This is a genomic window from Achromobacter sp. JD417, assembly GCF_041879325.1.
Taxonomy (GTDB): domain Bacteria; phylum Pseudomonadota; class Gammaproteobacteria; order Burkholderiales; family Burkholderiaceae_B; genus Achromobacter; species Achromobacter mucicolens.
The window spans coordinates 2365242-2389919 of record NZ_CP087159.1 but is presented as its reverse complement, the minus strand read 5'-3'; the positions used below and the strand labels follow the sequence as shown (position 1 = coordinate 2389919).

At 68.1% G+C, this 24678-nt stretch carries 20 protein-coding genes; 2 read left to right on the top strand and 18 right to left on the bottom strand.

Annotation, left to right across the window (positions count from 1 at the left end; all coding sequences use genetic code 11):
- Nucleotides 1–75: 75 nt before the first annotated feature.
- From adeC to LN047_RS10930, 3 genes are read right to left on the bottom strand one after another with little or no spacing between them, the layout of a single operon-like run.
- A complete protein-coding gene (adeC, locus tag LN047_RS10940) occupies nt 76–1554 on the bottom strand; it encodes an AdeC/AdeK/OprM family multidrug efflux complex outer membrane factor (protein WP_373981754.1) in 1479 nt (492 codons plus the stop codon).
- A complete protein-coding gene (locus LN047_RS10935) occupies nt 1554–4733 on the bottom strand; it encodes an efflux RND transporter permease subunit (protein WP_373981753.1) in 3180 nt (1059 codons plus the stop codon). The genes adeC and LN047_RS10935 overlap by 1 nt, the downstream gene beginning before the upstream one ends.
- Nucleotides 4734–4747: 14 nt before the next feature.
- Complete coding sequence (locus LN047_RS10930) at nt 4748–5950, bottom strand: efflux RND transporter periplasmic adaptor subunit (RefSeq protein ID WP_373981752.1); 1203 nt, start codon at nt 5948–5950, stop codon at nt 4748–4750.
- A 332-nt stretch (nt 5951–6282) separates the two neighbouring features.
- On the opposite strand from LN047_RS10930, the gene LN047_RS10925 reads away from it, so the two are divergent.
- Nucleotides 6283–7194: a LysR family transcriptional regulator gene (locus tag LN047_RS10925; protein WP_062840885.1), complete on the top strand. Its 912-nt coding sequence runs from the start codon at nt 6283–6285 to the stop codon at nt 7192–7194.
- Nucleotides 7195–7566: 372 nt separating this feature from the next.
- On the opposite strand, the gene LN047_RS10920 is transcribed toward LN047_RS10925, so the two are convergent.
- A complete protein-coding gene (locus tag LN047_RS10920; RefSeq protein ID WP_373981751.1) occupies nt 7567–8298 on the bottom strand; it encodes a pseudouridine synthase in 732 nt (243 codons plus the stop codon).
- A 115-nt stretch (nt 8299–8413) separates the two neighbouring features.
- On the opposite strand from LN047_RS10920, the gene LN047_RS10915 reads away from it, so the two are divergent.
- Nucleotides 8414–9034, top strand: coding sequence for a chorismate lyase (locus LN047_RS10915; RefSeq protein WP_373981750.1), 621 nt, complete (start codon nt 8414–8416; stop codon nt 9032–9034).
- A 114-nt stretch (nt 9035–9148) separates the two neighbouring features.
- Here LN047_RS10915 and LN047_RS10910 read toward each other — a convergent pair whose 3' ends face one another.
- The 14 genes from LN047_RS10910 to LN047_RS10845 form a co-directional block, all read right to left on the bottom strand.
- Nucleotides 9149–10012, bottom strand: coding sequence for an oxaloacetate decarboxylase (locus tag LN047_RS10910; RefSeq protein WP_373981749.1), 864 nt, complete (start codon nt 10010–10012; stop codon nt 9149–9151).
- A 9-nt stretch (nt 10013–10021) separates the two neighbouring features.
- Entirely contained in the window at nt 10022–11419 is a 1398-nt protein-coding gene (locus tag LN047_RS10905; protein WP_373981748.1) for an FAD-dependent oxidoreductase, read from the bottom strand.
- Nucleotides 11416–12024, bottom strand: a complete 609-nt coding sequence (locus tag LN047_RS10900; RefSeq protein ID WP_152384151.1) for a cysteine hydrolase family protein — start codon at nt 12022–12024, stop codon at nt 11416–11418. The genes LN047_RS10905 and LN047_RS10900 overlap by 4 nt, the downstream gene beginning before the upstream one ends.
- Nucleotides 12025–12033: 9 nt before the next feature.
- Complete coding sequence (locus tag LN047_RS10895) at nt 12034–14082, bottom strand: hydantoinase/oxoprolinase family protein (protein WP_373981747.1); 2049 nt, start codon at nt 14080–14082, stop codon at nt 12034–12036.
- Complete coding sequence (locus LN047_RS10890) at nt 14079–15749, bottom strand: hydantoinase B/oxoprolinase family protein (protein WP_142049207.1); 1671 nt, start codon at nt 15747–15749, stop codon at nt 14079–14081. The genes LN047_RS10895 and LN047_RS10890 overlap by 4 nt, the downstream gene beginning before the upstream one ends.
- Before the next feature lie 10 nt (nt 15750–15759).
- Nucleotides 15760–16260: a 3-isopropylmalate dehydratase gene (locus LN047_RS10885; protein WP_373981746.1), complete on the bottom strand. Its 501-nt coding sequence runs from the start codon at nt 16258–16260 to the stop codon at nt 15760–15762.
- A complete protein-coding gene (locus tag LN047_RS10880) occupies nt 16257–17525 on the bottom strand; it encodes a 3-isopropylmalate dehydratase large subunit (protein WP_373981745.1) in 1269 nt (422 codons plus the stop codon). Before LN047_RS10880 ends, LN047_RS10885 begins: the two co-directional genes overlap by 4 nt.
- Nucleotides 17526–17527: 2 nt before the next feature.
- Nucleotides 17528–18238, bottom strand: coding sequence for an ABC transporter ATP-binding protein (locus LN047_RS10875; protein WP_262761669.1), 711 nt, complete (start codon nt 18236–18238; stop codon nt 17528–17530).
- Nucleotides 18235–18990 carry an ABC transporter ATP-binding protein gene (locus LN047_RS10870; RefSeq protein WP_062840874.1) on the bottom strand — a complete coding sequence of 252 codons (756 nt, stop codon included), beginning with the start codon at nt 18988–18990 and terminating at the stop codon, nt 18235–18237. The genes LN047_RS10875 and LN047_RS10870 overlap by 4 nt, the downstream gene beginning before the upstream one ends.
- A complete protein-coding gene (locus tag LN047_RS10865) occupies nt 18983–19954 on the bottom strand; it encodes a branched-chain amino acid ABC transporter permease (RefSeq protein WP_373981744.1) in 972 nt (323 codons plus the stop codon). Before LN047_RS10865 ends, LN047_RS10870 begins: the two co-directional genes overlap by 8 nt.
- A 2-nt stretch (nt 19955–19956) precedes the next feature.
- Nucleotides 19957–20829 (bottom strand): branched-chain amino acid ABC transporter permease, encoded by an 873-nt coding sequence (locus LN047_RS10860; RefSeq protein ID WP_056316458.1) that lies wholly within the window; start codon nt 20827–20829, stop codon nt 19957–19959.
- A gap of 8 nt (nt 20830–20837) precedes the next feature.
- Nucleotides 20838–22043: an ABC transporter substrate-binding protein gene (locus tag LN047_RS10855; protein WP_373981743.1), complete on the bottom strand. Its 1206-nt coding sequence runs from the start codon at nt 22041–22043 to the stop codon at nt 20838–20840.
- 19 nt (nt 22044–22062) lie between these two features.
- The gene (locus LN047_RS10850; protein ID WP_056316452.1) at nt 22063–22860 is read right to left on the bottom strand and encodes a GntR family transcriptional regulator; all 798 of its coding nucleotides are present in this window, start codon (nt 22858–22860) and stop codon (nt 22063–22065) included.
- 62 nt (nt 22861–22922) lie between these two features.
- Nucleotides 22923–24611 carry a diguanylate cyclase gene (locus tag LN047_RS10845; protein ID WP_373981742.1) on the bottom strand — a complete coding sequence of 563 codons (1689 nt, stop codon included), beginning with the start codon at nt 24609–24611 and terminating at the stop codon, nt 22923–22925.
- Between the last annotated feature and the right edge of the window lie 67 nt (nt 24612–24678).

Here is a 24678-nt window from a genome sequence, read left to right as displayed (position 1 = left end):
GACAGGCAAAAAAAACGGGCCGATCGCAAGATCGGCCCGTTTTGCATGGCAAACCGCCAAACGCGCGCCAGGCAATCAGCCCGCGGCCGCGGCCGGCGCGGCAGGCGCGGCCACCGTGCGTTCCGTCCAGCCGCCGCCCAGCACCTTGTACAGCGTGACCAGATTGGTCAGCCGCGCCAGACGCGTGTCGACCAGCGCCTGCTGCGAGGTGTACAGCGAGCGCTGCGAATCCAAGACGCTCAGGTAATCGTCGATCCCCTGCCGGAAACGTTGCTCGGACGCGTCATACGCGCGCTGATTGGCGTCCACCAGCAACCGCTGCGCCTGGATCTGCTCGTCCAGCGTGCCGCGGCCGGCCAACGCATCGGCCACTTCGCGAAATCCCGTCTGGATGGATTTCTCGTACTGCGCCACCTGGATGTTCTTCTGCACCTTCGCCAGATCCAGCCCCGCCAGCAGCGAGCCGCCCGCGAAGATCGGCACGGTGATCTGGGGCGCGAAGCTCCAGGCCCCGGAACCGCCGTCGAACAGGCCGCCCAGGCTGGCGCTGGCGGTGCCGGCCGAGCCCGTCAGGCTGATGGTGGGGAAGAACGCGGCGCGCGCCGCGCCGATATTGGCGTTGGCGCCCTTCAACTGATGCTCGGCGGCACGGATGTCCGGGCGGCGGGCCAGCAGATCGGACGGCAGGCCGGCGGGCAGCGTGGTCGGCAGCATGCTGTCGTCCAGCTTGACCGCGTTGTCCAGCGCCGCCGCCATCTCGGGCGACAACGGCTGGCCCACCAGCAGCACCAGCGCATTGCGGTCCTGCGCGGCCTGGCGCGTGTATTGCGACAGGTTGCGCTCGGCCGTGCGCAGCGACACTTCGGCCTGGCTCAGGTCCAGCGCGGTGGACAGGCCCTGGTCGTAGCTCTGCTTGGTCAGGTTGAAGGAGTCTTGCTGGCTCTTGAGCGTGTCGCGCGTCAGGCTGAGCAGCTCCTGATCCGCGCGCAGCGTAAGGTAAGCGTTCGCAACTTCGGCGATCAGCGTGAGCTGCGTGGCGGTGCGAGTTTCGTCCAGCGCCAGATACGACTCCAGCGCCTTGTCGCTCAGGCTGCGGATGCGGCCAAAGAGGTCCAGCTCCCAGGCGGACATGGCGGCGCCGACCTGGTAGCTATGGCTGGTGGTGGCCCGGCCGCTGGGCGACAGGTCGGCCGGCGTGCGCTGGGCCGAGCCCTGACCCGCCACGCCGATGCTGGGCGCCAGGTCGGCGCGCTGGATGCGGTACTGCGCGCGCGCCGCCTCGACGTTCAGCGCGGCCACGCGCAGGTCGCGGTTGTTGGTCAGCGACTGCTCGATCAGCTGTTGCAACAGCGGATCGCCGAAGAAGTCGCGCCAGCCGATGTCGGCCACGGCCATGCCGGCCGGTGCGGCCGTCTGGGCGGCGTTGTAGGCCGGCCCCGTGGGGTAAGCCGCGTCGACGGGCGCATCGGGACGCTCGTAGGTGGGGGCCAGCGAGCAGCCCGCCAGGGCCGCCGCCAGGGATACAGACAGCAAGGTTCTCATCGGGAATGTCATTACGGTTGACCCTCCGCCGGCACGTCCTGCGGCCCCTTGGCGCTGGTGTCGTGCTTGTCGACGTTTTCGCTCATGCGCTTGACCTTGAACACGCGCAGCATGATGACGAAGAAAGCCGGTACGAAGAAGATGGCCAGGAACGTGCCGGTCAGCATGCCGCCGATCACGCCCGTGCCGATGGCGTTCTGGCTGCCCGAGCCCGCGCCGCTGGAAATCGCCAGCGGGGTCACGCCCAGGATGAACGCCAGGGACGTCATCAGGATGGGACGCAGACGCTGGCGGGCGGCGTGGATGGCCGATTCCGTCAGGCTGGCGCCCGATTCATAGTGCTCCTTGGCGAACTCCACGATCAGGATGGCGTTTTTGGCCGCCAGCCCGATTGTCGTCAGCAGACCCACCTGGAAGTACACGTCGTTGGACAGGCCGCGCATCAGCGTGGCCAGCAGCGCGCCGATGATCCCCAGCGGCACCACCAGCATGACCGCGGACGGAATGGTCCAGCTTTCATAGAGCGCCGCCAAACACAGGAACACCACGATGAGCGAGATCGCGTACAACGCGGGCGCCTGGGCGCCGGACAGGCGTTCTTCGAACGACAGGCCGGTCCATTCAAAGCCGACACCCACCGGCAGCTTGGCCGCCAGGCGCTCCATTTCTTCCATGGCTGCGCCCGAGCTGTAGCCCGGCGCCGCCTGGCCCTGGATGTTGTACGACGGCACGCCGTTGTAGCGGTTCAGCTTCTGCGGGCCGAAGCTCCAGGTGGCGCTGGAGAACGCCGAGAACGGCACCATGTCGCCATCCTTGTTGCGCACGTACCACTTGTTCAGGTCTTCCGGCAGCATGCGCGAGGACGCTTCGCCCTGCGCGAACACCTTCTTCACGCGGCCGCGGTCGATGAAGTCGTTGACGTACGACGAGCCCCACGCGGTGGCCAGCGTGCTGTTGATGTCCGACACGGCCACGCCCAGGGCGCGGGCCTTTTCGCGGTCGATATCCAGCTGGTACTGCGGCGCGTCCTCGATGCCGTTGGGACGCACGCCCACCAGCACCGGGCTCTGGGCAGCCTCGCCCAGCAGCTGGTTGCGCGCGGCAAGCAGCTTCTCGTGGCCCACGCCGGCGCGGTCCATGAGCTGGAAGTCAAAGCCGGTGACGTTGCCCAGTTCCATCACGGACGGCGGCGGCACGACGAACAATTTCGCACGGCGTTCCGTCTGGGCGAAATGCGCGTTGGCGCGCCCCGCCACGGCGGCGGCCTTCAGGCTGGCATCGCCGCGCTCTTCCCAGTCGCGCAGCTTGATGAACAGGATGGACGCGTTCTGGCCGCGGCCGCCGAAGTTAAAGCCGTTGACCGCGAACACCGAGGTGACGGCGTCCTTTTCTTCGGTCAGCAGGTACTTGGTGGCGTCGTCGATGACGGCCTTGGTGGCTTCGGCGGTGGCGCCGGCGGGCGTCTGGATCTGGGCGAACAGAATGCCCTGGTCCTCGGCCGGCAGGAACGCGGTCGGGATGCGGGTGAACAGCCAGCCCATCGCGATGACCAGCGCCAGATACACGACCATCAGGCGCTTGGTGCGGTTCAGGCCGCGCGCGACGGTGTTGGCGTAGCCGTTGCTGCTGCGTTCGAACGTGCGGTTGAACCACCCGAAAAAGCCCCTCTTGGCGCCATGATGGCCCTTGGGAATGGGCTTGAGCAGCGTCGCGCAAAGGGCCGGGGTGAACACGATGGCCACGATCACGGACAGCACCATCGAGGACACGATCGTGATCGAGAACTGACGGTAGATGACGCCCGTGGAGCCGCCGAAGAACGCCATCGGGATGAACACGGCGGCCAGCACCATCGCAATGCCGATCAGCGCGCCGGTGATCTGGCTCATGGACTTGCGCGTGGCCTGCTTGGGCGTGAGGCCCTCTTCGGCCATCACCCGCTCGACGTTTTCCACGACCACGATGGCATCGTCGACCAGCAGGCCAATGGCCAGCACCATGCCGAACATGGTCAAGGTGTTGATGGAATAACCGAAGGCCGCCAGCACGCCGAACGTGCCCAGCAGCACCACCGGCACAGCCAGCGTGGGAATGATGGTGGCGCGGAAGTTCTGCAGGAAGAGATACATCACCAGGAACACCAGGATGATGGCCTCGACCAGCGTCTTGAACACTTCATGGATCGACAGGCTGACGAACGGCGTCGTGTCGTACGGATAGACGACGTCCATGCCCGGCGGGAAATACGGCTTGAGGTTGTTGATGGTGTCGCGCACCGCCTGCGCCGTGTCCAGCGCGTTGGCGCCCGGCGCCAGCTTGATGGCCAGGCCCGAAGCCGGATTGCCGTTGTAGAAGCTGTCGATGGCGTAGGTCTGGCCGCCCAGTTCGATGCGCGAGACATCGCGCAGGCGCACCTGCGAACCGTCGGCATTGACCTTGAGCAGGATCTGGCCGAAATCCTCGGGCGTCTGCAGGCGCGACGGGCCGATGATGGTGGCGTTCAGCTGCTGGCCGCGCACGGACGGCAGGCCGCCCAGCTGGCCGGACGACACCTGGACGTTCTGTTCCTTGATTGCGGTGGTGATGTCGACCGTGGTCAGCCCGTAGTTGACGAGCTTGGCCGGGTCCAGCCATATCCGCATCGCATACTGCGAGCCGAAGAGCTGGAAGTCGCCCACGCCCTGCGTGCGGCTGATGGGATCCTGCACGTACGAGGCGACGTAGTCGGCCAGGTCGTCCTTGGTCATCGAGCCGTCGGTGGACACGAAGCCCGCGACGATCAGGAAGTTCTTGGTGGCCTTGGTGACGCGGATGCCCTGCTGCTGCACTTCCTGCGGCAAAAGCGGCTGCGCCAGCGCGAGCTTGTTCTGGACCTGCACCTGCGCGGTGTCGGGGTTGGTGCCCTGCTTGAAGGTCAGCGTGATGGACATGCTGCCGTCGGAGTTGCTTTCCGAGGAGATGTACTGCAGGCCGTCAAGACCGTTCATCTGCTGCTCGATCACCTGCACGACGGTGTCCTGCACGGTCTGCGCGGACGCGCCCGGGTAGGTCACCGCGATGCCGATGGCGGGCGGCGCGATGTTGGGATACTGGGCAACCGGCAATTGCAGGATGGACAGCGCGCCGGCCATCATCAGCACAATCGCGATCACCCAGGCAAATACCGGCCTGTCGATAAAAAACTTTGCCATGCGTGGCTCCCTGATTACTGCTTGGCCGGCGCGGCGCCGGCAGCTTGCGGCTGCTGCGGCTGCGGCGCTTTGGCGCTGGCCTCGGTGGCGACGACTTCAACGCCGGGGCGCACCATCTGCAGGCCTTCCACGATCACGCGGTCGCCGGCGGACAGGCCGTCCGTCACGAGCCACTTGTCGCCGATGGCGCGGTCGGTCTTCAGGTCACGCAGTTCGACCTGGTTCTTGGCGTTGACGACCAGCGCGGTCGGCTGGCCGCGCTGGTTGCGCGTCACGCCGCGCTGCGGCACCAGCAGGCCGTCGGCCGCAACGCCGTCAGCCAGGCGCGCGCGCACGAACATGCCGGGCAACAGACGCCGGTTTGGATTGGGGAACACCGCGCGCAGCGTGATCGAGCCCGTGCCCGGATCCACGGTCACTTCCGAAAACTGGAGCTTGCCGGTCTCTTTGTATTGCGAGCCGTCTTCCAGCGTCAGCGTGACCAGCGCGGCCTGCTCGCCGTCCGCCTTTTGCAGCTGGCCGCTGGCCAGGGCATCCTGCAGGCGCAGCAATTGCACGCTGGACTGCGTGAGGTCGACGTAGATGGGGTCGATTTGCTGCACCGCGGCGAGCGCGCTGGTCTGGTTGGCCGTCACGAGCGCGCCTTCGGTGACCGCGGAGCGGCCGATGATGCCGTCGATGGGCGACAGCACCTTGGTGTAGACGAGGTTGATGCGGGCCGTGTCCAGCGCCGCCTTAGCCGACAGCACGTCGGCGGCGGCCTGATCGCGCGAGGCGACGGCGTTGTCGTAGGTCTGCTGGCTGACCGCGCGGGTGGCGACCAGCGGCTTGTAGCGTTCGGCCAGCAGCGCGGCCGTCTTCTGCTGCGCCTGGGCGCGGGCCAGCGCAGCCTTCTGGCTGTCGACGTTGGCTTGGTAGAGGGCGGGATCGATCTGGTAGAGCTGTTCGCCCGCCTTGACCTCGCCGCCCTCGGTGAAGAGGCGCTTCTGGACGATGCCATTGACCTGCGGGCGGACTTCGGCCACGCGGAACGGGGACGTGCGGCCAGGCAGTTCGGTGGTAAGGGAAACGGGCTGCGTCGCCAGGGTGACGACCGTGACCTGCGGCTTGCCCGCCTGGGGCGCCTCTTGCTTCTTGCCGCAAGCGGCCAGGGTGAGAGCCGATGCCGTCAGCGCGAAAACCGCCGCGCCGCGCCACATAGCGCTTTTCTTATTCATAGATTGCATTCCCGATTTCAATAAAGGTAGCCCCACGCCGCGCAAGCGCCGCGTGCCTGTTGGCCCTGAAGGGGCCGGTTTGCCTGGGGCGATTCTGCGAAGAACATCAGCCCGTCAGACCGTCTTGGCGCGGTCCGCGGCGTTCGACCTGGGTGGATTCGCGTGGAACACGCAAGGCTGGACGTTTATCGCATTGCTGCATTGCAGAACTCGCATTCTGAGTTATCCCGCTTTAGAAACAAAGGGGCATGAAGAGAAAACATCATTCCATTTATGGGACAATTGTCCGATCCGCACTGTGACAAAATTCGGTCATGAAACGCCTACAGGGAATGGAACTCTTCGTCGAGGTCGCCAAGACAAACAGTTTTAGCCGCGCTGCGGCAACGCTGGGCGTGCCAAAGTCGACCTTGTCTCGCCAGGTGGCCGAATTGGAGCGGTCCGTGGGGTTGCGGCTGCTGAGCCGCACCACGCGCAAGGTGGAACTGACCGACGCCGGGCGGCTGTATTTCGAACGCTGCCAGCGCATCGTGGCCGAGGCGCAGATCGCCCATGAAGAACTGCAGAAGCTGGTGGACACGCCGGCCGGGCCGCTGCGGGTGAACATGCCCGCGGACTTCGGCACGGACTTCCTGGCTGAATCGTTCATGGAGTTTTCCCGGCGCTATCCCGATGTGACGTTTTTCCTGGACCTCGCGAACCCGGACCACGCATCGCGCGTGTTCCAGACCTGCGACGTGTCGATCGAAATCGGCGACCTGCCCGACTCGACCCAGATTGCAAGATTGCTGGGCATGCTGCCTGCCTACCTGTATGCCTCGCGCGAATACCTGGAGAAGCACGGCGAACCGAAGCATCCCAGCGACTTGACCCGGCACGAGTGCATTGAGTTCCGCGCGGAAGGCGCCGGCCGCGTGACGCGCTGGCCGCTCACCAACGGCGAACAGCACATCGAGTTCACGCCGGGCAACCGGTTTTCCGTCAACGGCGTCGCCATGGCCCGCCGCCTGGCCATGCTGGGCGCGGGCATTGCGGTGCTGGTGGGAGGTCAGTTGGCGGAACAGCAGTCCGGCCAGTTGCAGCGCGTGCTGCCCGACTGGCAGCTGGGCCCGTTTCCGGTCCACGCCGTCACCGAGACGCGCCTGCTGCCCGCCAAGACCCGGATCTTCATCGAGTTCCTGATGGAGCGGCTGGGCAGCCACTGGCAAGCGAAGGATACGCCTGCTTTCATGAAACGCGGCTAAGCCCGAAACAGACTGAAAAATCCTTCGGCGTCCGACAGGTGTTGTCGGGTGATGTGACCAATGCTGTGAGAGGTGCCTCGCTGACGGTGTCGGACACCCTTTGGACGGCGTCTCAAGGTGGAGAGGTTCTCACCAGGGTGTCAGACACTTGCATTGATCAGCGGTGGTAGGTGTCTGACACCCTTGGGGCAAGATCTTGGAAGGAAGACTGTCTCACCAGGGTGTCAGACACCAGCTCAGACGAAACTCGGTCGAGCGGTGGTAGGTGTCTGACACCCTTGGGGCAGGATCTTGGAAGGAAGACTGCCTCACCAGGGTGTCAGACACCGGCTTAGAAGATAACTCGGTCGCACCCGGCTGGCGGGCACCGGCTCAGAACGATTCGTCGTCGCGCAAGTAGCGCCATTGGCCCAGCGGCAGGTCGCCCAGCGCAACACGGCCGAGGCGCACGCGTTTGAGGCCGATCACTTTCAGTCCCACCATTTCGCACATGCGGCGGATCTGGCGTTTCTTGCCTTCGCGCAGCACGAACCGCAACTGGTCGTGGTTCTGCCAGCGCACCTGGGCGCGCTTGAGCGGCTTGCCGTCCAGCGACAGGCCGTGGTTCAGCAAGGCCAACCCGTTGTCGGAGAGCTCGCCCTGCACGCGCACCAGATATTCCTTGTCGATGGTGGAGTCTTCGCCAATCAGCTGCTTGGCGACGCGGCCGTCCTGCGTCAGGACGAGCAGCCCTTGCGAATCGATGTCCAGGCGGCCAGCGACGGCCAGCCCGTCCAGGTGGGCGCGGTCGAAGCGCTGCGGGGCGCGGTCGCCGGCAAAGCGCGAGCGTGAATCGATCAGCGCCACGGCGGGCGTGTAGCCTTTTTCGGCCTGGCCGGACACATAGCCCACGGGCTTGTTGATCAGGATGGTGACGCGGGAGGTCTGGCGCGCGTGCGCGGCGCGTTCCAGCGTGATGACCTGGTCAGGATAGGCGCGCGCGCCCAATTCGGACACGACGACGCCGTCGACGCGGACCCAGCCGCGCTCGATATAGCTGTCCGCCTCGCGGCGGGAACAGAGTCCGCGCTCGGACATGAGCTTGGAGATACGTACTTTTTCCATGGGCGGTATTGTATGCGGGCCGGCTGCTCTGCCCTTGCCCCTGCCCTGCGGCATTGCGATGCAGACGGCGTTGCCGCGGGGCTTGGCATCGCGGGGCTTGGCATAATACGCAGCCATGACGAAACCCGCAGCCCATCGCCCCCCTCTCGCCGCCGGCTGGCTGGCGCAAGCCCCGGCCCTTCTGTCCCCCGCCCAACGCCACTGGCTGTTCCGCCCCGGCGCGCTGACCGCTGGCCTGCGCCAGGTCGGGCAAGTGCGTCTGCGGGTCCTGGCCGAGTACGCCGACGGCGCGCCGGCCGACGAGGCGCGCGCGATGCAGATCGCGCCAGGCGCGCCCGTGTGGATCCGCGAAGTACTGATGTCGGTAAATGGCGTGGACAGCGTGCCGGCGCGCAGCCTGACGCCGCTGACGGCCTCGCACGGGGCCTGGCAAGGGATGCGGCGCCTGTTGACCCGGCCGCTGGCCGACATGCTGTATCACGACAGCACGGTCATCCGGTCGCCGTTCGCGTGCCGCCGTCTGGCTTCGCCCGTGCCGTTCCATGCCACCGCCTCGAACGTTCTGCCGCCCGAAGCCCGCGCGCTGCAGGCCGGCCGGATCTGGGCGCGCCGCTCGGTGTTCTGGCGCCAGGGCCAGCCGCTGCTGGTGGCCGAGTGCTTTCTGCCGGACTTCTGGGAATTGATCGCCGGCCAGCCCGTGCCGCCGCTCGTGCCGCACCAGCGCACGCCGCGCTGAGGCGGCTGAGTGCGGGCCGCACCGAGAACGTTTAGCCCACGCGGCGCCCCCGCTGCTGTCACAACCGCGCACACCGCCCCGATTCAGGAACCCTGCCCCCCGCTGTAATCGGTTTCAGCCTTCGTACCGCCGCCCCTGCGCCAGCAGTTCCGGCGTGCCGATCACGTCATTGAGCCCGTCGAAATCCAGCATCCGGTCCTTCCACGGCCCCGTCGTGCCGTGCTGGCGCAGGCTGCCGTAATAGCCCTGCAGCGTATGCGCGACTGCGCGCGCGGTGCCACCCGGGAAGATCACGATGCGAAACCCCACGGCGGCGAGCGCGCCGGCGTCCTGCACCGGCGTCTTGCCGCCCTCCACCATGTTGGCCAGGAGCGGCACGCGCGCCGCAAAGCGGTCGCAGGCCGCGCGCATCTGCTCCGGCGTGCGCAGCGCTTCGATGAAGAGCGCGTCCGCACCGGCTTCCAGATAGGATTCGGCGCGGTCCAGCGCCGCCTCCAGGCCCTCGGACGCCAGCGCGTCGGTGCGCGCCAGGATCAGCGTCGACGCATTGACGCGTGCGTCCACGGCGGCGCGCAGCTTGCCGCACATCTCGGCAGCGGGAATCACGCTCTTGCCGTCCAGGTGGCCGCAGCGCTTGGGAAAGGTCTGGTCTTCGAGCTGGATCATGGCCGCGCCCGCGCGCTCGAAGCCGCGCACGGTGCGCTGAGTGTTCAGCGCGTTGCCGAATCCCGTGTCGGCATCCACGATCACGGCCGCCGACACGCGCTCGGCGATGCGGGCCAGCGTGTCCTCGACCTCGGTGTACGTGGTCAGGCCGATGTCCGAGCGGCCCAGCCGCGAGTAAGCGATCGACGCCCCCGACAGGTACAGCGCGGAAAAGCCCGCCTGCTCGGCGATCAGCGCCGACAAGGCGTCGTAGACGCCGGGAGCCAGCACGGTGCCGGCCGCCAATTGCGCTTTCAGATTCTGTGTTTGCATCTTGGGTTCCTAATCCAGGCGGCGCCCGAGCAGCGCCGCCGCCGTGGCCGCGGCGATATGCCCGCCCGCAACCGCGCTGAGCAAGCCGTTGCCGGACAGATAGCCCGACACGTCGTTGCCCGAAACGCCCCGGGCGGCGCCGCCCGCGGCCAAGAGATTGGGCAGCGCCTGGCCGGCGGAGTCCAGAACGCGGCATTGCGCGTCGATGTCCAATCCGCCTTGTGTGTGAAAGAGTGCGCCGGTCACCTTGACCGCGTGGTACGGCGCCTGCAGGGTCCGTTCAAAGCGGCGTCCCAGCGGATCCGGCGCGCCGGGGCGGACCGCATCCAGCGTCTGGCCCAGCACGAGCGGATCGCAGCCGATCAGCGCGGCCAGCTCTGGCACGCCGGCGCACGTCTTGAGCGCCTGCCCTTGCTCGGCCTGCACGAAGTCGGGAAACCCGCGCGCCAACGCAAGCGTGCGGTCGTCGAAGACGTTCCAGGCGACCGAGTGCGGCTGCGCCAGCACGTGGACCGCGGCCTCGGAATAGCCGTGCGTTTCGTCGTGAAAGCGCCGGCCCTCGCGGTTGATCTGCACGCCGCCGTCCATCATCACCGCCCAGGAAATCAGCGCGCCTTGTGGCGTGGCCCAGGAGCCATGGCCCTGGTAGCCGCCCAGGTCCGCCAGGCGCGCGCCCAGCTGCGTGCCCCACTGGATGGCGCTGCCGTCGTTGCCCGCATGGCCGCCGTAGACGGCCTCGCGCATGGCGGGCAGGTACTCGCCCACCATCGCGGCGTTGCCGCCAAAGCCGTTGCAAGCCAGGATCAGGACATCGCAGCCGATCACGTCGACCGAGCCGTCCGGGCGTTCGCAGCCCACCGCCGACACGCGGCCTTCGTCGTCCGTCCAGATTTCGCGGGCCAGCGCGCGCGTCAGCAGGTAGGCGCCAGCCCCGGTGGCGGCGCGTTCCAGGGCGGCGACCAGCGCGGCGCCGGTGCGCTCGGGCAGCGTGTGCATGCGCCGCGCCGTGTGTCCCGGATACAGGAAGCCGTCCAGCACCTCGAAGCGCAACCCGTGCGCGGCCAATGCGTCCATGGCGGCGGCGGCCGCGCCGGTGTAGGCAGCCACCAGGGCTGGCGAGGCCGTGCCGTTGGCCTTGGCCTGGATGTCGGCGGCAAAGCGCTGCGCGTCGTCCTCGATGCCTGCGGCGCGCTGCACGGCAGAGCCTGCCGCGGGAATGAAACCGGAAGACAGCGCCGTGGATCCGGTGGGCACGGCATCGCGTTCGATAAGCACCGTCTCGATGCCGGCGCTGGCCAGACGCAGCGCAGCAGTCAGGCCGCAGGCGCCCGCGCCGATGATGGCCACCGCCACGTGCATCGCGTCCGCGCCGGACGCCACGCCCCTTCTGACGACGGGTGCGCTCACGATGCCAGCCTGTCCAGCAGGTCCTGGCACGACACCACCTCGGCCACCGTGCGCAGGTCCGCCAGCGCGGCCTCGTGCATGGCAGGCGTGGGCGCGGCGCAGCCATCGGCCAGCACCGTCACGTGATAGTCGCGCATGTGGGCATCGCGCACCGTGCTGGCGACCCCGCCATTGGTGACGATGCCGGCCACGACCACGCTGGAGATGCCCGCGCGCCGCAGCACCCAATCGAGCTGCGTGTTGAAGAAGGCGGAGTACGCGACCTTCCAGACCGATACGTCGACCAGCCCGTCCAGCTCGGCCACGTTGGCCTGCCCGGGTGAGCCGGCCACGAAATCGCCACGGCGCAGGAACGGGCGCAGTTGCTTGAGATGCGGCGAGATCATGGGTTCGCCATGCGCATCGGGCCACAGCGTGAACTGGCTGGCGGCCACGAAACCGCCCTGCCCCTTGAGCGCGCGGGCCACGGGCGCCACCCGCGCGGGCAAAGCCCTGGCCTGCGGGCTGACCGCGCCGCCGCGGTCGTAGGCGCCGCCCGGCGCCAGGAAGTCGTTCTGCAGGTCGATGATGACCAGCGCGGTCGTGCGGGGATCGAAGGCGTGCATGGCGGGCTCCTACGATGCAGTCCGGGCGATCAGCAGATTGCCCAGGGAATCGACCCGGCCCGCAAAGCCGGGCTCGATCCAGATGGTGGTGTCGGGCTGCTCCAGGATGGCCGGGCCGGCCACCTCGGCGCCGACCGGCAGGTCCAGGCGCGCGTAGCGCACCGCATCGTGCCATTGCCCGGCATGAAAGACGGCCTGCGTGCCCAGCGCGGCGGGCATGGCTGTGCTGGTGGGCGCCAGGAGGGCCAGATCGAACTTGGGACGCTGGCCGATCCGCGCGTAGCGCAGGTTCAGAATGCGCACCGCAATGCCGGTGAGGCTGCGGCCAAAGGCGGCCTGGTAGGCGCGATCGAATGCGGCGGCGATGCCTTCGCGGCTGATGTCCGCGCGGCCCACTTCGACGCGCACGGTGTGGCTCTGGCCCACGTACAGCATGTCCAGTTCGATGCTTTCGCGGATGCCCTCGAACGACACGCCCGCCGAATCCAGGCGCTGCTGGCAGGCGTCTGCCAGCCCGTCGATGCGGCCCAGCAGGTCGGCCGCGTCCAGCGCATCCAGCGCCACGTTCAAGGTCTGCACGCCGTCGTGGCGCATGTCGGCCATGACGCAGCCCAGCGCCGACGTCACGCCCGGATAGCGCGGCACGATGCCGTGGGCGGCGTCCACCTCGTTCATCATGGCGCACACGTGCAGCGCGCCGCCGCCGCCGAACGGCATGTAGGCAAACTTGCGCGGATCGTGGCCGCGCTCGATGGACACGACGCGGATCGCGCCGGCCATCTTGGCGTTGGCGACCGTCAGGATGGCTTCCGCCGCGGCGTGCACGTCCAGGCCCAGCGGACGCGCCACGTGTTCCTCGATGGCGGCGCGCGACAGGTCGACGTCCATCTTGGCCAGAAGACCCCCGCCCAACGGGCGGTCCGCAGCAATGCGGCCCAGCAGCACGTTGGCGTCCGTGACGGTGGGCCGGGTGTTGCCGCGACCATAGCAGGCCGGGCCGGGGATGCTGCCCGCGGATTCAGGGCCGACTTGCAACAGCCCGCCGGCATCGACGCTGGCGATCGAGCCGCCGCCCGCGCCGATGGTTTCGATCTGGATCATCGGCGCGCGCACGACCATGCCGAAGTCGATGGCGGTCTGCGCCGACAGCGAGGCCTCGCCTTCGGCCACCAGCGACACGTCGAACGAGGTGCCGCCCATGTCGCCCGTGACCACATTGGGAAATCCCGCGGCGCGGGCAATGGCCGCGCAGGCGATTACGCCCGCCGCCGGCCCCGACAAGGCGGTGCGCACGGGCACGTCGCACGCCGTCTGGCGCGACATCACGCCGCCATTGCTCTGCACCACCAGCAGTTCGCCCTGGAAGCCGTGCTGCTGCAGATCGGATTCCAGGCGCGTCAGGTAGCTGCCCACCACGGGCTGCAGCGCGGCGTTCAACACCGCCGTCGAGCACCGCTCGAACTCGCGGATCTCGGGCAGCACCTCGGTGGCGGCGGTGACGTTGCCGTTGGGCCAGATGGCGCGCACGCGGGCGGCGGCCTGGGCTTCGTTGACGGGATTGGCGTAGGCGTTCACAAAGAACACGCACACCGCGTCGCAGCCCTGCGCCAGCAGCGTGCGCGCCGCGGCCTCGACCTGGTCCAGGTCCACGGGCGTGTGCAGCGCGCCATCGGCCAGCACGCGCTCGCGCACTTCCAGGCGCAGATCGCGCGGCACGACGGGTTCATAGTTGCCGCGCAGGCCCCAGGTCTGCGGCCGGTCGCGGCGGCGCATTTCCAGCACGTCGCGAAAGCCCTCGGTCGTGATGATGCCGGTGCGCGCGACCTTGCGCTCCAGCAGTGCGTTGGTGCCCACGGTGGTGCCGTGCACGATCGTCGCAATGTCGCCGGCGCCGTCAGCCACGCGGGCGATGCCGTTCATGAAGCCGCGCGCTTCCTCGCCGCGGGTCGACGGCACCTTGACCACGCGGGCGCTGCCGCCCGCCTCGTCCAGCACGAACAGATCCGTGAACGTGCCGCCCACGTCCACGCCCACCACCAAACCTTGCGCCGCGCTCATGCCGACTGCTCCTTCTGAATGTCGCTCACATAGCCCATCTTGCGGTCGTGCTCGCGCGCCGCGGGGTCACGCCGCGCGGGATCGCCATAGCCGCCTCCGCCCGGGGTTTCCAGGCGCACGCGGTCGCCGCGTTGCAGCCGGATGCCCAGCATCTTCGAACTCATGGGCGGGGACAGCCACTGGCCGTCCTGCTGATAGCGAAAGACGTTGAGCGCGGCCTGGCCGCCGCCCGCAATGCCCTTGGGCGCGCTGCGGCCGCGCTCGCCGAAGATGAACGCCTCGGCGCTGTCTTCCAGCAATTCGATTTCATAGATCGCGCCCAGGCCGCCGCGATGCGCGCCATCGCCCGCCGAATCCGGACGCAGCGCCCATTGCGTGAAGCGCACCGGATACGCCGCTTCCAGGATTTCCAGCGGCGGAATGGTGGCGGTGGAGATCGGCGCATTGCCGTGGCTCAGGCCGTCGCCGTCCGAATGCCCGCCGTGGCCGCCGCCAAAGAAGCTGAACATCACCCAGCGCTGGCCCTTGCGGGCGGCGTCGCTGCGGTAGCCGGCGATCGACAGCGCGTTGATGGTGCCGTAGGCCTGCGCCATCGCGCGGTCCGGCGCGGCCTGGGCCATCGCGCAGAAAATCACGTCGATCATGCGCAGGATGGTTTCGGTGTAGCCCCCGACCGGTCGCGGACGGTCGGCCGAGATCACCAGGCCGTCCGGCAGCGTCACGTCCACCGCGTCCAGCACGCCCGCGTTGGCGGGAACATCCGGGAACAGGTGCTTGAGCGCCACATAGCAGGCCGCGATGGCGGTGGCGCGCGAAATGTTGACCGGACCCGCGCAGGCCGGCGACGTGCCGGTGAAGTCCAGCCCCAGGCGGTCACCGGCGATGGTGAGCTTGAGCGCGATGCGCAGCGGCGCATCGCGCACACCGTCGTTGTCCAGCATGTCTTCAAAGGCGTACTCGCCATCCGGCAGGCGGGCGATGTGATCGCGCATCAGGCGGCGCGCGCGTTCGCGCAGGGTGTCCAGGGACTCCAGCACCGTCGCATCGCCGTATTCGTCCAGCAGGCCGTCCAGCCGGCGCGCGCCCAGTTCCAGCGCCGCGAGCTGGCCGTTCAGATCGCCCCACAGGCTGTCGGGCAGGCGCGTGTTGGCCTTCAGGATGGCGAGCACGTCCTGGTCCAGCACGCCAGCGCGCACGATGCGCACGGGCGGGATCTGCACCGCTTCCTGCCAGCATTCGGTGGCGGCCGGGTTGTAGTTGCCGGGCACCGCGCCGCCCACGTCATGCCAGTGGGCCGCCGACGCCAGGAAGCAGAACAGCTTGCCGCCGCGGAACACCGGCTTGACCAGTTTGAAGTCGTTGGCGTGCGTGCCGCCTTCGTAAGGATCGTTGAACAGCCACACGTCGCCATCCACCATGCCGCCACGGCCGGCCGCGGCCTTGGCCGCCGCCTTCACCGCGAACGCCATCGCGCCCACGAAGACGGGCAGGCCCGACTTGCCCTGGATCAGCGTGGCGCCGGTGGCGGCGTCGTACATGCCGTGGCAGGCGTCATGGGCCTCGGCGATGATGGGATTGAACGCGCTGCGGTACAGCGTCGCGTCCATTTCGTCGGCGATCTGTTCCAGGCGGCCCTTCAGGACCGCCAGGGTAACGGGGTCAAGCATGATGTTGTTCCTAAGAGGTTTGACGCTGTTTCAGCAGATTCAGCAGTCCGCCGGCCTGCACCATGTCAAGCAGGAAGCCGGGCACGGGCTCGCAATGCAACTCGGCGGGGTTGCCGCCGGGACGGCCGATGCGGCCGGCGGCCGGGTCGAACGTGATGCCTTCGCCTTCGGCAAGGGTGTCGGCCTGGCTGCACGTCAGGAGCAGCAGCCCCACGTTGAACGCGTTGCGGAAATACAGGCCGTTGAAGGACGGCGCGATCACGGCGGCCACGCCCAGGCGCACGAGCGCCGCAGCCGCCTGCTCGCGCGACGAGCCGATGCCGAAGTTGGGGCCGGCCACCAGCACGTCGCCGGGCTGGACCTGGCCGGCAAAGTCGGGCCGGACCCGCTGCAGGCAGTGGCGCGCGATCTCGTCGATGCCGAATTTCATGTAGGCGCCCGGCGCCAGCGCATCGGTGTCGATGTCCGCGCCCACGCGCCAGACGCGGTGCGTCGTGGTGTCAGCGTTCATGCCAGGAACTCCCGGGGATCGGCCACGCGGCCCGCCACGGCCGACGCCGCGACGGTATAGGGCGAAGCCAGGTAGACCTGCGCGGTCTCCGAGCCCATGCGCCCCTTGAAATTGCGCGCGGTGGTGGAAATGACGCTGGCGCCGTCCGGAATGGACCCGCCATAGCCCGCACAGGCGCCGCAGGACGTGGCCAGCACCTGGGCCCCGGCGTCGCGCAGCACCTGCATGACGCCTTCGCGGTCGGCCTGTTCCTGATCCACCCGGCTGGCCGGGGCCACCATCAGTTGCATGCCGTCCGCCAGCCGGCGGCCGCGCAGCACGCTGGCGGCGGCGCGCAGGTCGTCCAGCTTGGCGCCGGTGCAGGCGCCGATGTAGGCCACCTGCACCTGCACGTCGTTGTATTCGTCCACGCCGCGCGCGTTGGCCGGGCTGTGCGGCGCGGCGACCTGCGGGGCCAGCGCCGCGGCATCGAACTCGTGCCATTCGGCGTCGGCCTGCGGGTCGCTCTGCCAACGCGCCAGGTCCAGGTCCGCCGTCACGCCCGCCTCGCGCAGATAGGCCGCGGTGGTCTCGTCCGGGGCGATCAGGCCCACCTGCGAGCCCAGCTCGGCGCTCATGTTCGACAGCGTCATGCGCTCTTGCATCGACAGCGCGCGCACGGCCTCGCCGCAGAATTCCACCGCCTGGTAGCGCCCGCCGTTCATGCCGTAGCGGCCGATCATGTGCAGCATCATGTCCTTGGCGGTGACGCCGGCCGCCAGCTGGCCGCGCCAGTGCATCATCAGCGTCTTGGGCACCTTGACCCAGATCTGGCCGGTGACCGCCACGCCCAGCATTTCGGTGCTGCCGATGCCGAACATATACGCGCCAAACGCGCCGCCGGTCGGCGAATGCGAATCGCCGCCCACACAGAACATGCCGGGGCGGATGTGGCCGTGCTGCGGCACCACCACGTGACAGATGCCGACCGAGTCATACACGTTGGGCAGTTGCTGCTCCGCGGCCCAGTCGCGCGCGATGCGCACGATGCGGCGCGATTCGTCGTCCGATTCCGGCACGTAGTGGTCGATGACCAGCACGATGCGGGACGGATCCCACAACGTGGCGCCCAGCTCCTGCAGCATGGGCTGCAGGCGCCGGGGACCGCTGGAATCGTGGAACATCGCCAGGTCGACCGCACAGGTCACGATTTCGCCCTCGGCCACCGTCTCACGCCCGCAGGCGGCGGCGATCAGCTTCTGGGCCAGGGTTTGAGGCTGGGCCATGATTACATCCCCAGATAGGCGCGGCGCACGTCGTCGCTAGCCAAAAGGTCGGGACAGCTGCCGCTGTAGCGCACGGCGCCGTTTTCCAGCACATAGGCCCGCTGCCCGGTTTCGAGGGACTGGCCGACGTTCTGCTCGACCAGCAGAATCGCCAGTCCGTCGCCATGCAACCGCTTGATGAGGCCGAACAGTTCCTCGACCATCAACGGCGACAGGCCAAGCGAGGGTTCGTCCAGGATCAACAGGCGCGGCTCGGCCATGAGGCCACGGCCGATGGCCAGCATCTGCTGCTCCCCGCCCGACATCGTGCCGGCCAGCTGGTCCAGGCGTTCCCGCAGCCGCGGAAAGATGTCCAGCACCTTATCCAGGTTTTGCGCGCGGCGCTCGCGCGCCCGGGTGAACGAGCCCAGTTCCAGGTTCTCGCGCACGCTCAGGTTCGGGAACACGCGGCGGCCCTCGGGCACCTGGATCAGGCCCGCCTGCACCACCTGACGGTAGTGGCGGCCGGTCAGGTCCTGGCCTTCGAAACGCACCGAGCCGCCCCAGGGCCGGCACAGGCCGCACACCGTGTTGTTCAAGGTGGATTTGCCCGCGCCGTTGCTGCCCAGCAGCACCACGATCTCGCCAGCCCCCACGTCCAGGTCCACGCCGCGCAGCACTTCCATGCGCCCGTAGCCCGCCCGCAAGCCTTTGACCTCCAGCAGCGCGCTCATGCCGGCGCTCCCTGCGCGGCAAGCCGCGCCGCCGCGCCGTGGCCCAGATAGGCCTCCACGACCTTCGGGTCGCGCGTCACCTCGCCGGGCGTGCCCGAGGCGATCAGGCGGCCCTGCGCCAGCACCCACACATGCTCGGCCAGGCTCATCACCGCCCGCATCACGTGTTCGATCATCAGCACGGTGACGCCATCGTCCACCAGCTTTTTCACCACCGGAATCATCTCGTCGATCTCACTGGGATTCAGGCCCGCCAGCACCTCGTCCAGCAGCAGGAGGCGCGGCCGCGTGGCCAGCGCGCGCGCCAGCTCCAGGCGCTTGCGTCCGGCCACCGTCAGGTCCGCCGCCGGCTTATCCAGCGAGGCCTGCAGGTTGACGCGCGCGGCCACGGCCTCGGCCGCGGCAAGCGCCTCGTCGCGATCCGCCAGGCGCAGATGTGCGCCCACGGCGATGTTCTGGCGCACGGTCTGCGCGCCGAATGGCTGCACGATCTGGAAAGTGCGGGTCAGGCCGAGCCGCGCGGATTCGTGCGGCGCCTGCCCGGTGATGTCCTGGCCGGCAAAGTGCACCGAACCCGAACCGGGCTTCAGAAAGCCCGACAGCAGGCCGAACAGCGTCGTCTTGCCCGCGCCGTTGGGGCCGACCAGCGCGGTCAGCGAGCCTTCCCGCACATCCAGGCTCACGTCCTGCACGGCCTTCAGGCCGCCGAACGTGATGGACAGATTGCGCGCTTGAAGCAGGATATCAGACACGGGCGCGCTCCTTCATTCCAAACAGGCGGCCAAGCGACTGCCCGCCGCCGGTGATGCCGCGCGGCATGAACATCACGATCAGGATCAGCACCACGCCGTAGATCACCATGCTGATGCCCGGCAGCTCGCCGAAGAGGTTGCGGGTCAGGTCGGCCAGCGCATGCAGCGTTACCGCGCCCAGCAGCGGCCCCCACAAGGTGCCCATGCCGCCCACAATGGCGCCCACCAGGGCCTCCACCGACACGGCCGAGCCAAAAGCGATGCCCGGGTCGATGTACTGGAAGACCTGTACGTAAAAGGCGCCGGCCACGCTCATGAAGGCGGCCGACAGCGCAATGCCGCCCAGCTTGACGCGCAGCGGATTCACGCCGATGGCGCGCGCCGCGTCCTCGTTGTCGCGCACGGCCTGCAGGTAGGCGCCGAAACGCGAATGGCGCAGCCACGCGGTCACCAGCAGGGCCAGCAGCACGAACGCAAGCAGCAGGTAGATGTAGCCGCGGCGCGAGCCGAACTGCATGTTGGCCACGCCTTCCTGCAGCGGCACCATCAGCCCGACGCCGCCGCCAGTAAACGAGGCCGACAGCGCAAGAATGCGAAAGACTTCAGCAAATGCCAGCGTCACGAGCGCAAAGTACGAGCCCTTGAGCCCGTAGCGGAACGTCAGCCCGCCCACCGCCACGCCGACCAGCGCGCCCAGCGCGATCGCCATGGGCAGCACCAGCCACGGGTTCAGGCCCAGGTTCAACTGGCCCAGCGCCTGCGCGTACGCGCCCACGCCGAAAAAAAGCGCATGCCCGAACGACAGCTGGCCGCCGTACCCGCCCAGGATGTTCCAGGCCTGCGACAGCAGCGCCGCGTAGAGCGACATCATCACGAACGTCAGCAGCACGCCCGATTGGGCCAGCGCGGCCACGGCCGCGAGCACCACCCCGAATAGCGCAATAGCGAAAAGATCCCGTTTCATGCTCAGCCCCTCGCCCCGAACAGCCCCTGCGGGCGAAACAGCAGCACCGCGATGAAGATCGCGAAGATGCCCATCTGTCCCAGCGAGTCGCCCAGGAACAGGCCGCCGATGGACTCCACCACGCCAATGAGCAGTCCGCCCACCAGCGCCCCCACGAAACTGCCCATGCCGCCCAGCACCACGATGGTGAAGGCGACCAGCACGAAGCCGCTGCCCACCTGCGGATTGACGTAGTAGGCCGGCAGCAGAAAGCACGCCGCCGCGCCCAGGCAGGCCATGCCGATGCCGAACGACACCGCGTAGACCTTTTCCACGTCGATGCCCATCAGCTTGGCGCCCTGCTTTTCGCGGGCGACGGCGCGGATGGCGCGGCCCAGGTCGGTGCTGCGGATGATCCAGAACAGCACCGCCGCCACCGCCAGCGCGCCGCAGAAGGCGATGACCTTGGGCAGCGCGATCATCGCCGGGCCGATCTCGACCGTGGACAGCGTGTACGCGGTGTCGATGCTGCGCGTGTCGGACTTGAACCAGACCAGCGCCAGGTTCTCCAGCACGATCGCCAGGCCCAGCGTCACGAGCAGGATGTTCTCGTCCTTGCCGTGGCTGGCGCGGTTGATGACGACGCGCTGCAAGGCGTAGCCCAGCACGAACATGCCGGGCACCACCAGCGGCAAGGCGGCATAGGGATCGATGCCCAGCCGGTCCTTGAGCAGATACACGGCGTACAGCGCCACCATGAGCGCCGCGCCGTGGGCAAAGTTGATGATGTGCAGCACCCCGTAGATCAGGGTCAGGCCCAGGGCGATGAGCGCGTACACGGCGCCCGTCGTCAGGCCGTTCAGCACCGAGGAAAAGAGGATGGCGGGATCGAGCATGGGTCTTGTCAGGCCTTCAGCGGGAACACGGCATCGGCCTGGCGGTATTCGGCCGGGAAGATCACCTTGATGTCGCCGCCGATCACCTGCGTGAGCAGCGGCTGCGCCCCGGTGTTCTGGCCATTGACGAACTTGGTCGGGCCATAGGGCATCAGGTTGTCCTGGAAGGTGCTGGACGCCAGCGCCTCGATGATCGCGGCGCGGTCGGCGGACTTGGCGCGCTCCAGCGCATCGGCCAGCAGCAGCATGGCGGTGTAGGTCATGAAGACTTCGTAGCTGAAGTACGCGCCCTTCTCTTCCACGCGGGCCTTCAGCGGCGCGACGCGCGCATCCTTCGGGTTGAACCAGTGGTTGCAGTCGATGATGCCGTTGGCGATGTCCGGAAATTCCTTCAGGAACTTGTAGCTGGAGGCCGCGCCGCCCAGCACCGAGTAGATGGCCTTGGGCTGCACCTTCTGCTGCTTCATGGCGCGCAGCAGCAAGGCGTATTCGTTGTAGTAGTTGGCCGGGATCACGATGTCGGGATTCACGGACCGCATACGCAGCACGATGTTGTTGAAGTCGCGCGTCGGGTTCGGGTGCTTGACGACTTCCTTGACCTCGAAGCCGTGCTCCGGCAGCGACTTGGACAGGAGCGCGGCGGTGCCCGTGCCGAACAGCGAGTCCTCGTGCACGATCATCACGGTCTTGGCCGGCTTGCCGGCGGCGTCGTTCAGCGCGGCCAGGTCAAGGATGGCGCGTTCGCTACAGGCGCGGTAGCCCGGACCGAAACGGAAGGTGTTCTTCAGGCCGCGCTCGACGATCTGGTCGGCCACGCCCACGTCCACGACATGCGGCAGGTTGTACTTGGCGGCCGTCTGCGTCGTGGCCAGGCAGATCGCCGAGGCATACGCGCCCACGATCGCCGACACCCCCGCCTCGTTCATCTTCTCGACTTCGGCCGAGCCCGCCTCGGGACGCGACTGCGCATCGCCCAGCACCGCCTGCAGCGGCGCGCCGCCCATCGATTTGATGCCGCCCGCCTTGTTGATGTCCTCGATGGCCAGCAGCGCACCCAGGCGGCATTGCTGACCCGAATACGCCAGCGCGCCCGTCACCGGGTGCAGCACCCCGACCTTGATGGGCGCGGCGCCCTGCGACCGGGCCACCCACGGGGCGGACACGAGGGCCGCCGCGGCGGCGGATTGATAGAGGAAAGTGCGGCGCGAATTCATGGGCGGATCTCCGAGGGGTTCAATGAAATTGGGCCGACAGCTCTTCGCTGACCCAGACCTTGGCGTCGATGCTGCCGACGCGCGATAGCTGCAACTGATATTGGTAGCGGTCGGGCCGGTACAGGCCCTGCAGCAATTGCACCGGCCGGTCGCCCACGTCGCGCACCAGACGCGTGACGGCCAGCAACGCCGAACCGACCGCGACGTCCAGCAGCCGCGCGACCTGCGCATCGGCCAGGCGCGCTGAAATCGTCTGCGTGGCGCCGCCGAACTCCACCCCCGCGGCTTCCAGCAGCATCAGGAGGGGTTCGCGTTCCAGGTCTTCGCGCGTGAAATCGGCCACGGACTGCGGCACGTAGGTGGTGATATGCGAGAGCGGCCCGGCATCGGTGCTGCGCACGCGCAGGCTTTTGTGCACGGGGGTGCCGGGCGGGATATGCAAGGCGTCGGCCACGGACGGCGGCGCATAGACGAGCGTGCTGTCCAGCACCTGCACCGACGTGCGCAGGCCCATGTTGACGATGTTTTCCAGCAGGCCGGTCAGGTGCGCCTTCTGCTGCGAATCGGGCGCCGGCGCACTGTGCGCGGCGGCTGCGCCGCGCAGGGGCCAGGTGCCCAGGCCGGGGCGCCGCGACACCAGGCCGTCGGCGACCAGCATTTCCATCGCCTTGCGAATGGTGATGCGCGCGACGTCGAACTGGTCCGCCAGCGCATGCTCGCCCGGCACGCCGTCCTGGTCGAACCGCCCCTCCTGCAGTTGTTCGCGCAGGACGAGATAGATCTGGTGGTATTTCGGAAGTGGCAATGAGGTTCCCATGACGGGAACTCTAGGGGTGTCCTAATGTACGGTCAATGGAACAAAGGGTCCGGGCGGTTGTTCTATCGGGAAAACACCGACTCGATCCGATTGCGTCCCCGCTGCTTGGCGAAATAGAGCGCGCGGTCGCTGCGGCTAAGCGCCAGCCCCGCATCGTCGTCGTTGTTGTGCAGCGCGGAAATCCCGATGCTGACCGTCAGCGGGATGGGGCACCCGCCCGTGGAATACGGCGTGTCGGCGATCCGCCGCTGCACGTTGCGGGCAAAGACGTGCGCGCGTTCGAAGTCGGTGTCTGGAAGGACGACCGCGAACTCTTCGCCCCCGATGCGGCCCACCAGGTCGATTTCGCGCAATTGGGCGCGCAGCATGTTCGCGAAATGCTGCAACACACCATCGCCGATGGCGTGGCCCCAGGTGTCGTTGATGTGCTTGAAGTGGTCCAGGTCGCACATCAGCACGGCCGCCCCCTGACCGCCCTGCCCCTTTATGCGCGTCAGCTCCGCGGCGATGCGCGACATGAAGTGGCGGCGGTTGGGCAAGGTGGTCAGGGCGTCGGTCGCGGCCAGTTCGCGCAATTCAAGTTCCGCCCGCTTGCGGTCGGTGATGTCGGTGACAAAGCCGTGCCAGACCACGCCATTGTCGGCGTCGCGGCGCGGGCTGGCATCGCCCTGCCGCCAGCGCACGCCCTGAAGCGGCAGGCAGACGCGAAATTCCAGATGCCAAGGCATCTGCGCCGCGGCCGCTGCCTGCAGCGACGCGCGGTAGGCAGGCAGGTCGTCGGGATGGATGCGCCGCTCGATGGCGGTGGTGCTTGCGCGCACGTCGTCGGCGGTCAGTTCGAACATGTCCCAGATGCCCGCGCTGACGTACGAGAACCACGACCCCCCCTCCGGCACCGGCCGGCATTGAAACACCAGCCCGGGCACGGCGTCGGTCAGGTTCACGACCAGATCCGCGGTGCGCTTGAGCCTTTCGGACATGGCGCGCAGGGTGCTGATGTCCGTGGTCGTGCCCATCATGCGCAGCGCGCGGCCCGTTTCGTCTCGGCTGACGACCTTGCCGCGGCTGCAGATCCACTTGTAGCTGCCGTCCTTGCAGCGGATGCGGTGCTCGACTTCGTAGCTATCGGTCTTGCCATCGAAGTGATCCTGCATGGCCGCCCGAACATAGTCCCGATCGTCCGGATGCAGGCGGGTGTACGCGTCTTCGATGCGCGTCGTGAGCTCGGCTTCGCTGTAACCGAGCAAGGCCTTCCAGCCCGGCGAATAGGTGATCTCGCCGGTCACCACGTTGCGGTCCCACACGCCGGTGCCGCTGCCGGCAATGGCCAGCGACAGCTTGCGGGCTTCGTCGCGCCAGGTGTCTTCGTCGGCACGCTCGCAGGCCAGCGCGTGGCGCTTTTCAATGGCCGTGGCCGCCAGGCCCGCCAGATCCTGCAAGGCTTGCTGATCGTCGGGGGATAGATGGCGCGTCTGGCTGTGCAGCAGGCGCAGCGTGCCGAGCAGGCGGCCATCGGCGGCGCGCACCGGATGGTCGAGGGACCAGGGACATGGCGCGGACCCCGGCGCGGCGCCAGCCACCGCCCGCCACGCGCCATCGGCGTCGGTGCACGCGATGATGACCGTGTCCACGCCTATCGTGCGCCGGGCCAGTCGCGCCAACCTGTCCAGCGGACCGTCCGGTTCGCGCGGCGCGCCGGCCGCGTCAGGGCCAGGCGGTGGGATGGGGGACGCATCTCCGGAAACGGGCATTTCGAAACCTGATCAATACGGAATTCACCGGTACAGCCGGCCAGCGCGTGGTGGCTGACATTCTGTC

What these genes read in the sequence shown, in the direction of transcription:
- adeC (WP_373981754.1), bottom strand. Translation starts at nt 1,554, where the DNA reads ATGACATTCCCGATGAGAACCTTGCTGTCTGTATCCCTGGCGGCGGCC.
- LN047_RS10935 (WP_373981753.1), bottom strand. Translation starts at nt 4,733, where the DNA reads ATGGCAAAGTTTTTTATCGACAGGCCGGTATTTGCCTGGGTGATCGCG.
- LN047_RS10930 (WP_373981752.1), bottom strand. Translation starts at nt 5,950, where the DNA reads ATGAATAAGAAAAGCGCTATGTGGCGCGGCGCGGCGGTTTTCGCGCTG.
- LN047_RS10925 (WP_062840885.1), top strand. Translation starts at nt 6,283, where the DNA reads ATGGAACTCTTCGTCGAGGTCGCCAAGACAAACAGTTTTAGCCGCGCT.
- LN047_RS10920 (WP_373981751.1), bottom strand. Translation starts at nt 8,298, where the DNA reads ATGGAAAAAGTACGTATCTCCAAGCTCATGTCCGAGCGCGGACTCTGT.
- LN047_RS10915 (WP_373981750.1), top strand. Translation starts at nt 8,414, where the DNA reads ATGACGAAACCCGCAGCCCATCGCCCCCCTCTCGCCGCCGGCTGGCTG.
- LN047_RS10910 (WP_373981749.1), bottom strand. Translation starts at nt 10,012, where the DNA reads ATGCAAACACAGAATCTGAAAGCGCAATTGGCGGCCGGCACCGTGCTG.
- LN047_RS10900 (WP_152384151.1), bottom strand. Translation starts at nt 12,024, where the DNA reads ATGCACGCCTTCGATCCCCGCACGACCGCGCTGGTCATCATCGACCTG.
- LN047_RS10895 (WP_373981747.1), bottom strand. Translation starts at nt 14,082, where the DNA reads ATGAGCGCGGCGCAAGGTTTGGTGGTGGGCGTGGACGTGGGCGGCACG.
- LN047_RS10890 (WP_142049207.1), bottom strand. Translation starts at nt 15,749, where the DNA reads ATGCTTGACCCCGTTACCCTGGCGGTCCTGAAGGGCCGCCTGGAACAG.
- LN047_RS10885 (WP_373981746.1), bottom strand. Translation starts at nt 16,260, where the DNA reads ATGAACGCTGACACCACGACGCACCGCGTCTGGCGCGTGGGCGCGGAC.
- LN047_RS10880 (WP_373981745.1), bottom strand. Translation starts at nt 17,525, where the DNA reads ATGGCCCAGCCTCAAACCCTGGCCCAGAAGCTGATCGCCGCCGCCTGC.
- LN047_RS10875 (WP_262761669.1), bottom strand. Translation starts at nt 18,238, where the DNA reads ATGAGCGCGCTGCTGGAGGTCAAAGGCTTGCGGGCGGGCTACGGGCGC.
- LN047_RS10865 (WP_373981744.1), bottom strand. Translation starts at nt 19,954, where the DNA reads ATGAAACGGGATCTTTTCGCTATTGCGCTATTCGGGGTGGTGCTCGCG.
- LN047_RS10860 (WP_056316458.1), bottom strand. Translation starts at nt 20,829, where the DNA reads ATGCTCGATCCCGCCATCCTCTTTTCCTCGGTGCTGAACGGCCTGACG.
- LN047_RS10855 (WP_373981743.1), bottom strand. Translation starts at nt 22,043, where the DNA reads ATGAATTCGCGCCGCACTTTCCTCTATCAATCCGCCGCCGCGGCGGCC.
- LN047_RS10850 (WP_056316452.1), bottom strand. Translation starts at nt 22,860, where the DNA reads ATGGGAACCTCATTGCCACTTCCGAAATACCACCAGATCTATCTCGTC.
- LN047_RS10845 (WP_373981742.1), bottom strand. Translation starts at nt 24,611, where the DNA reads ATGCCCGTTTCCGGAGATGCGTCCCCCATCCCACCGCCTGGCCCTGAC.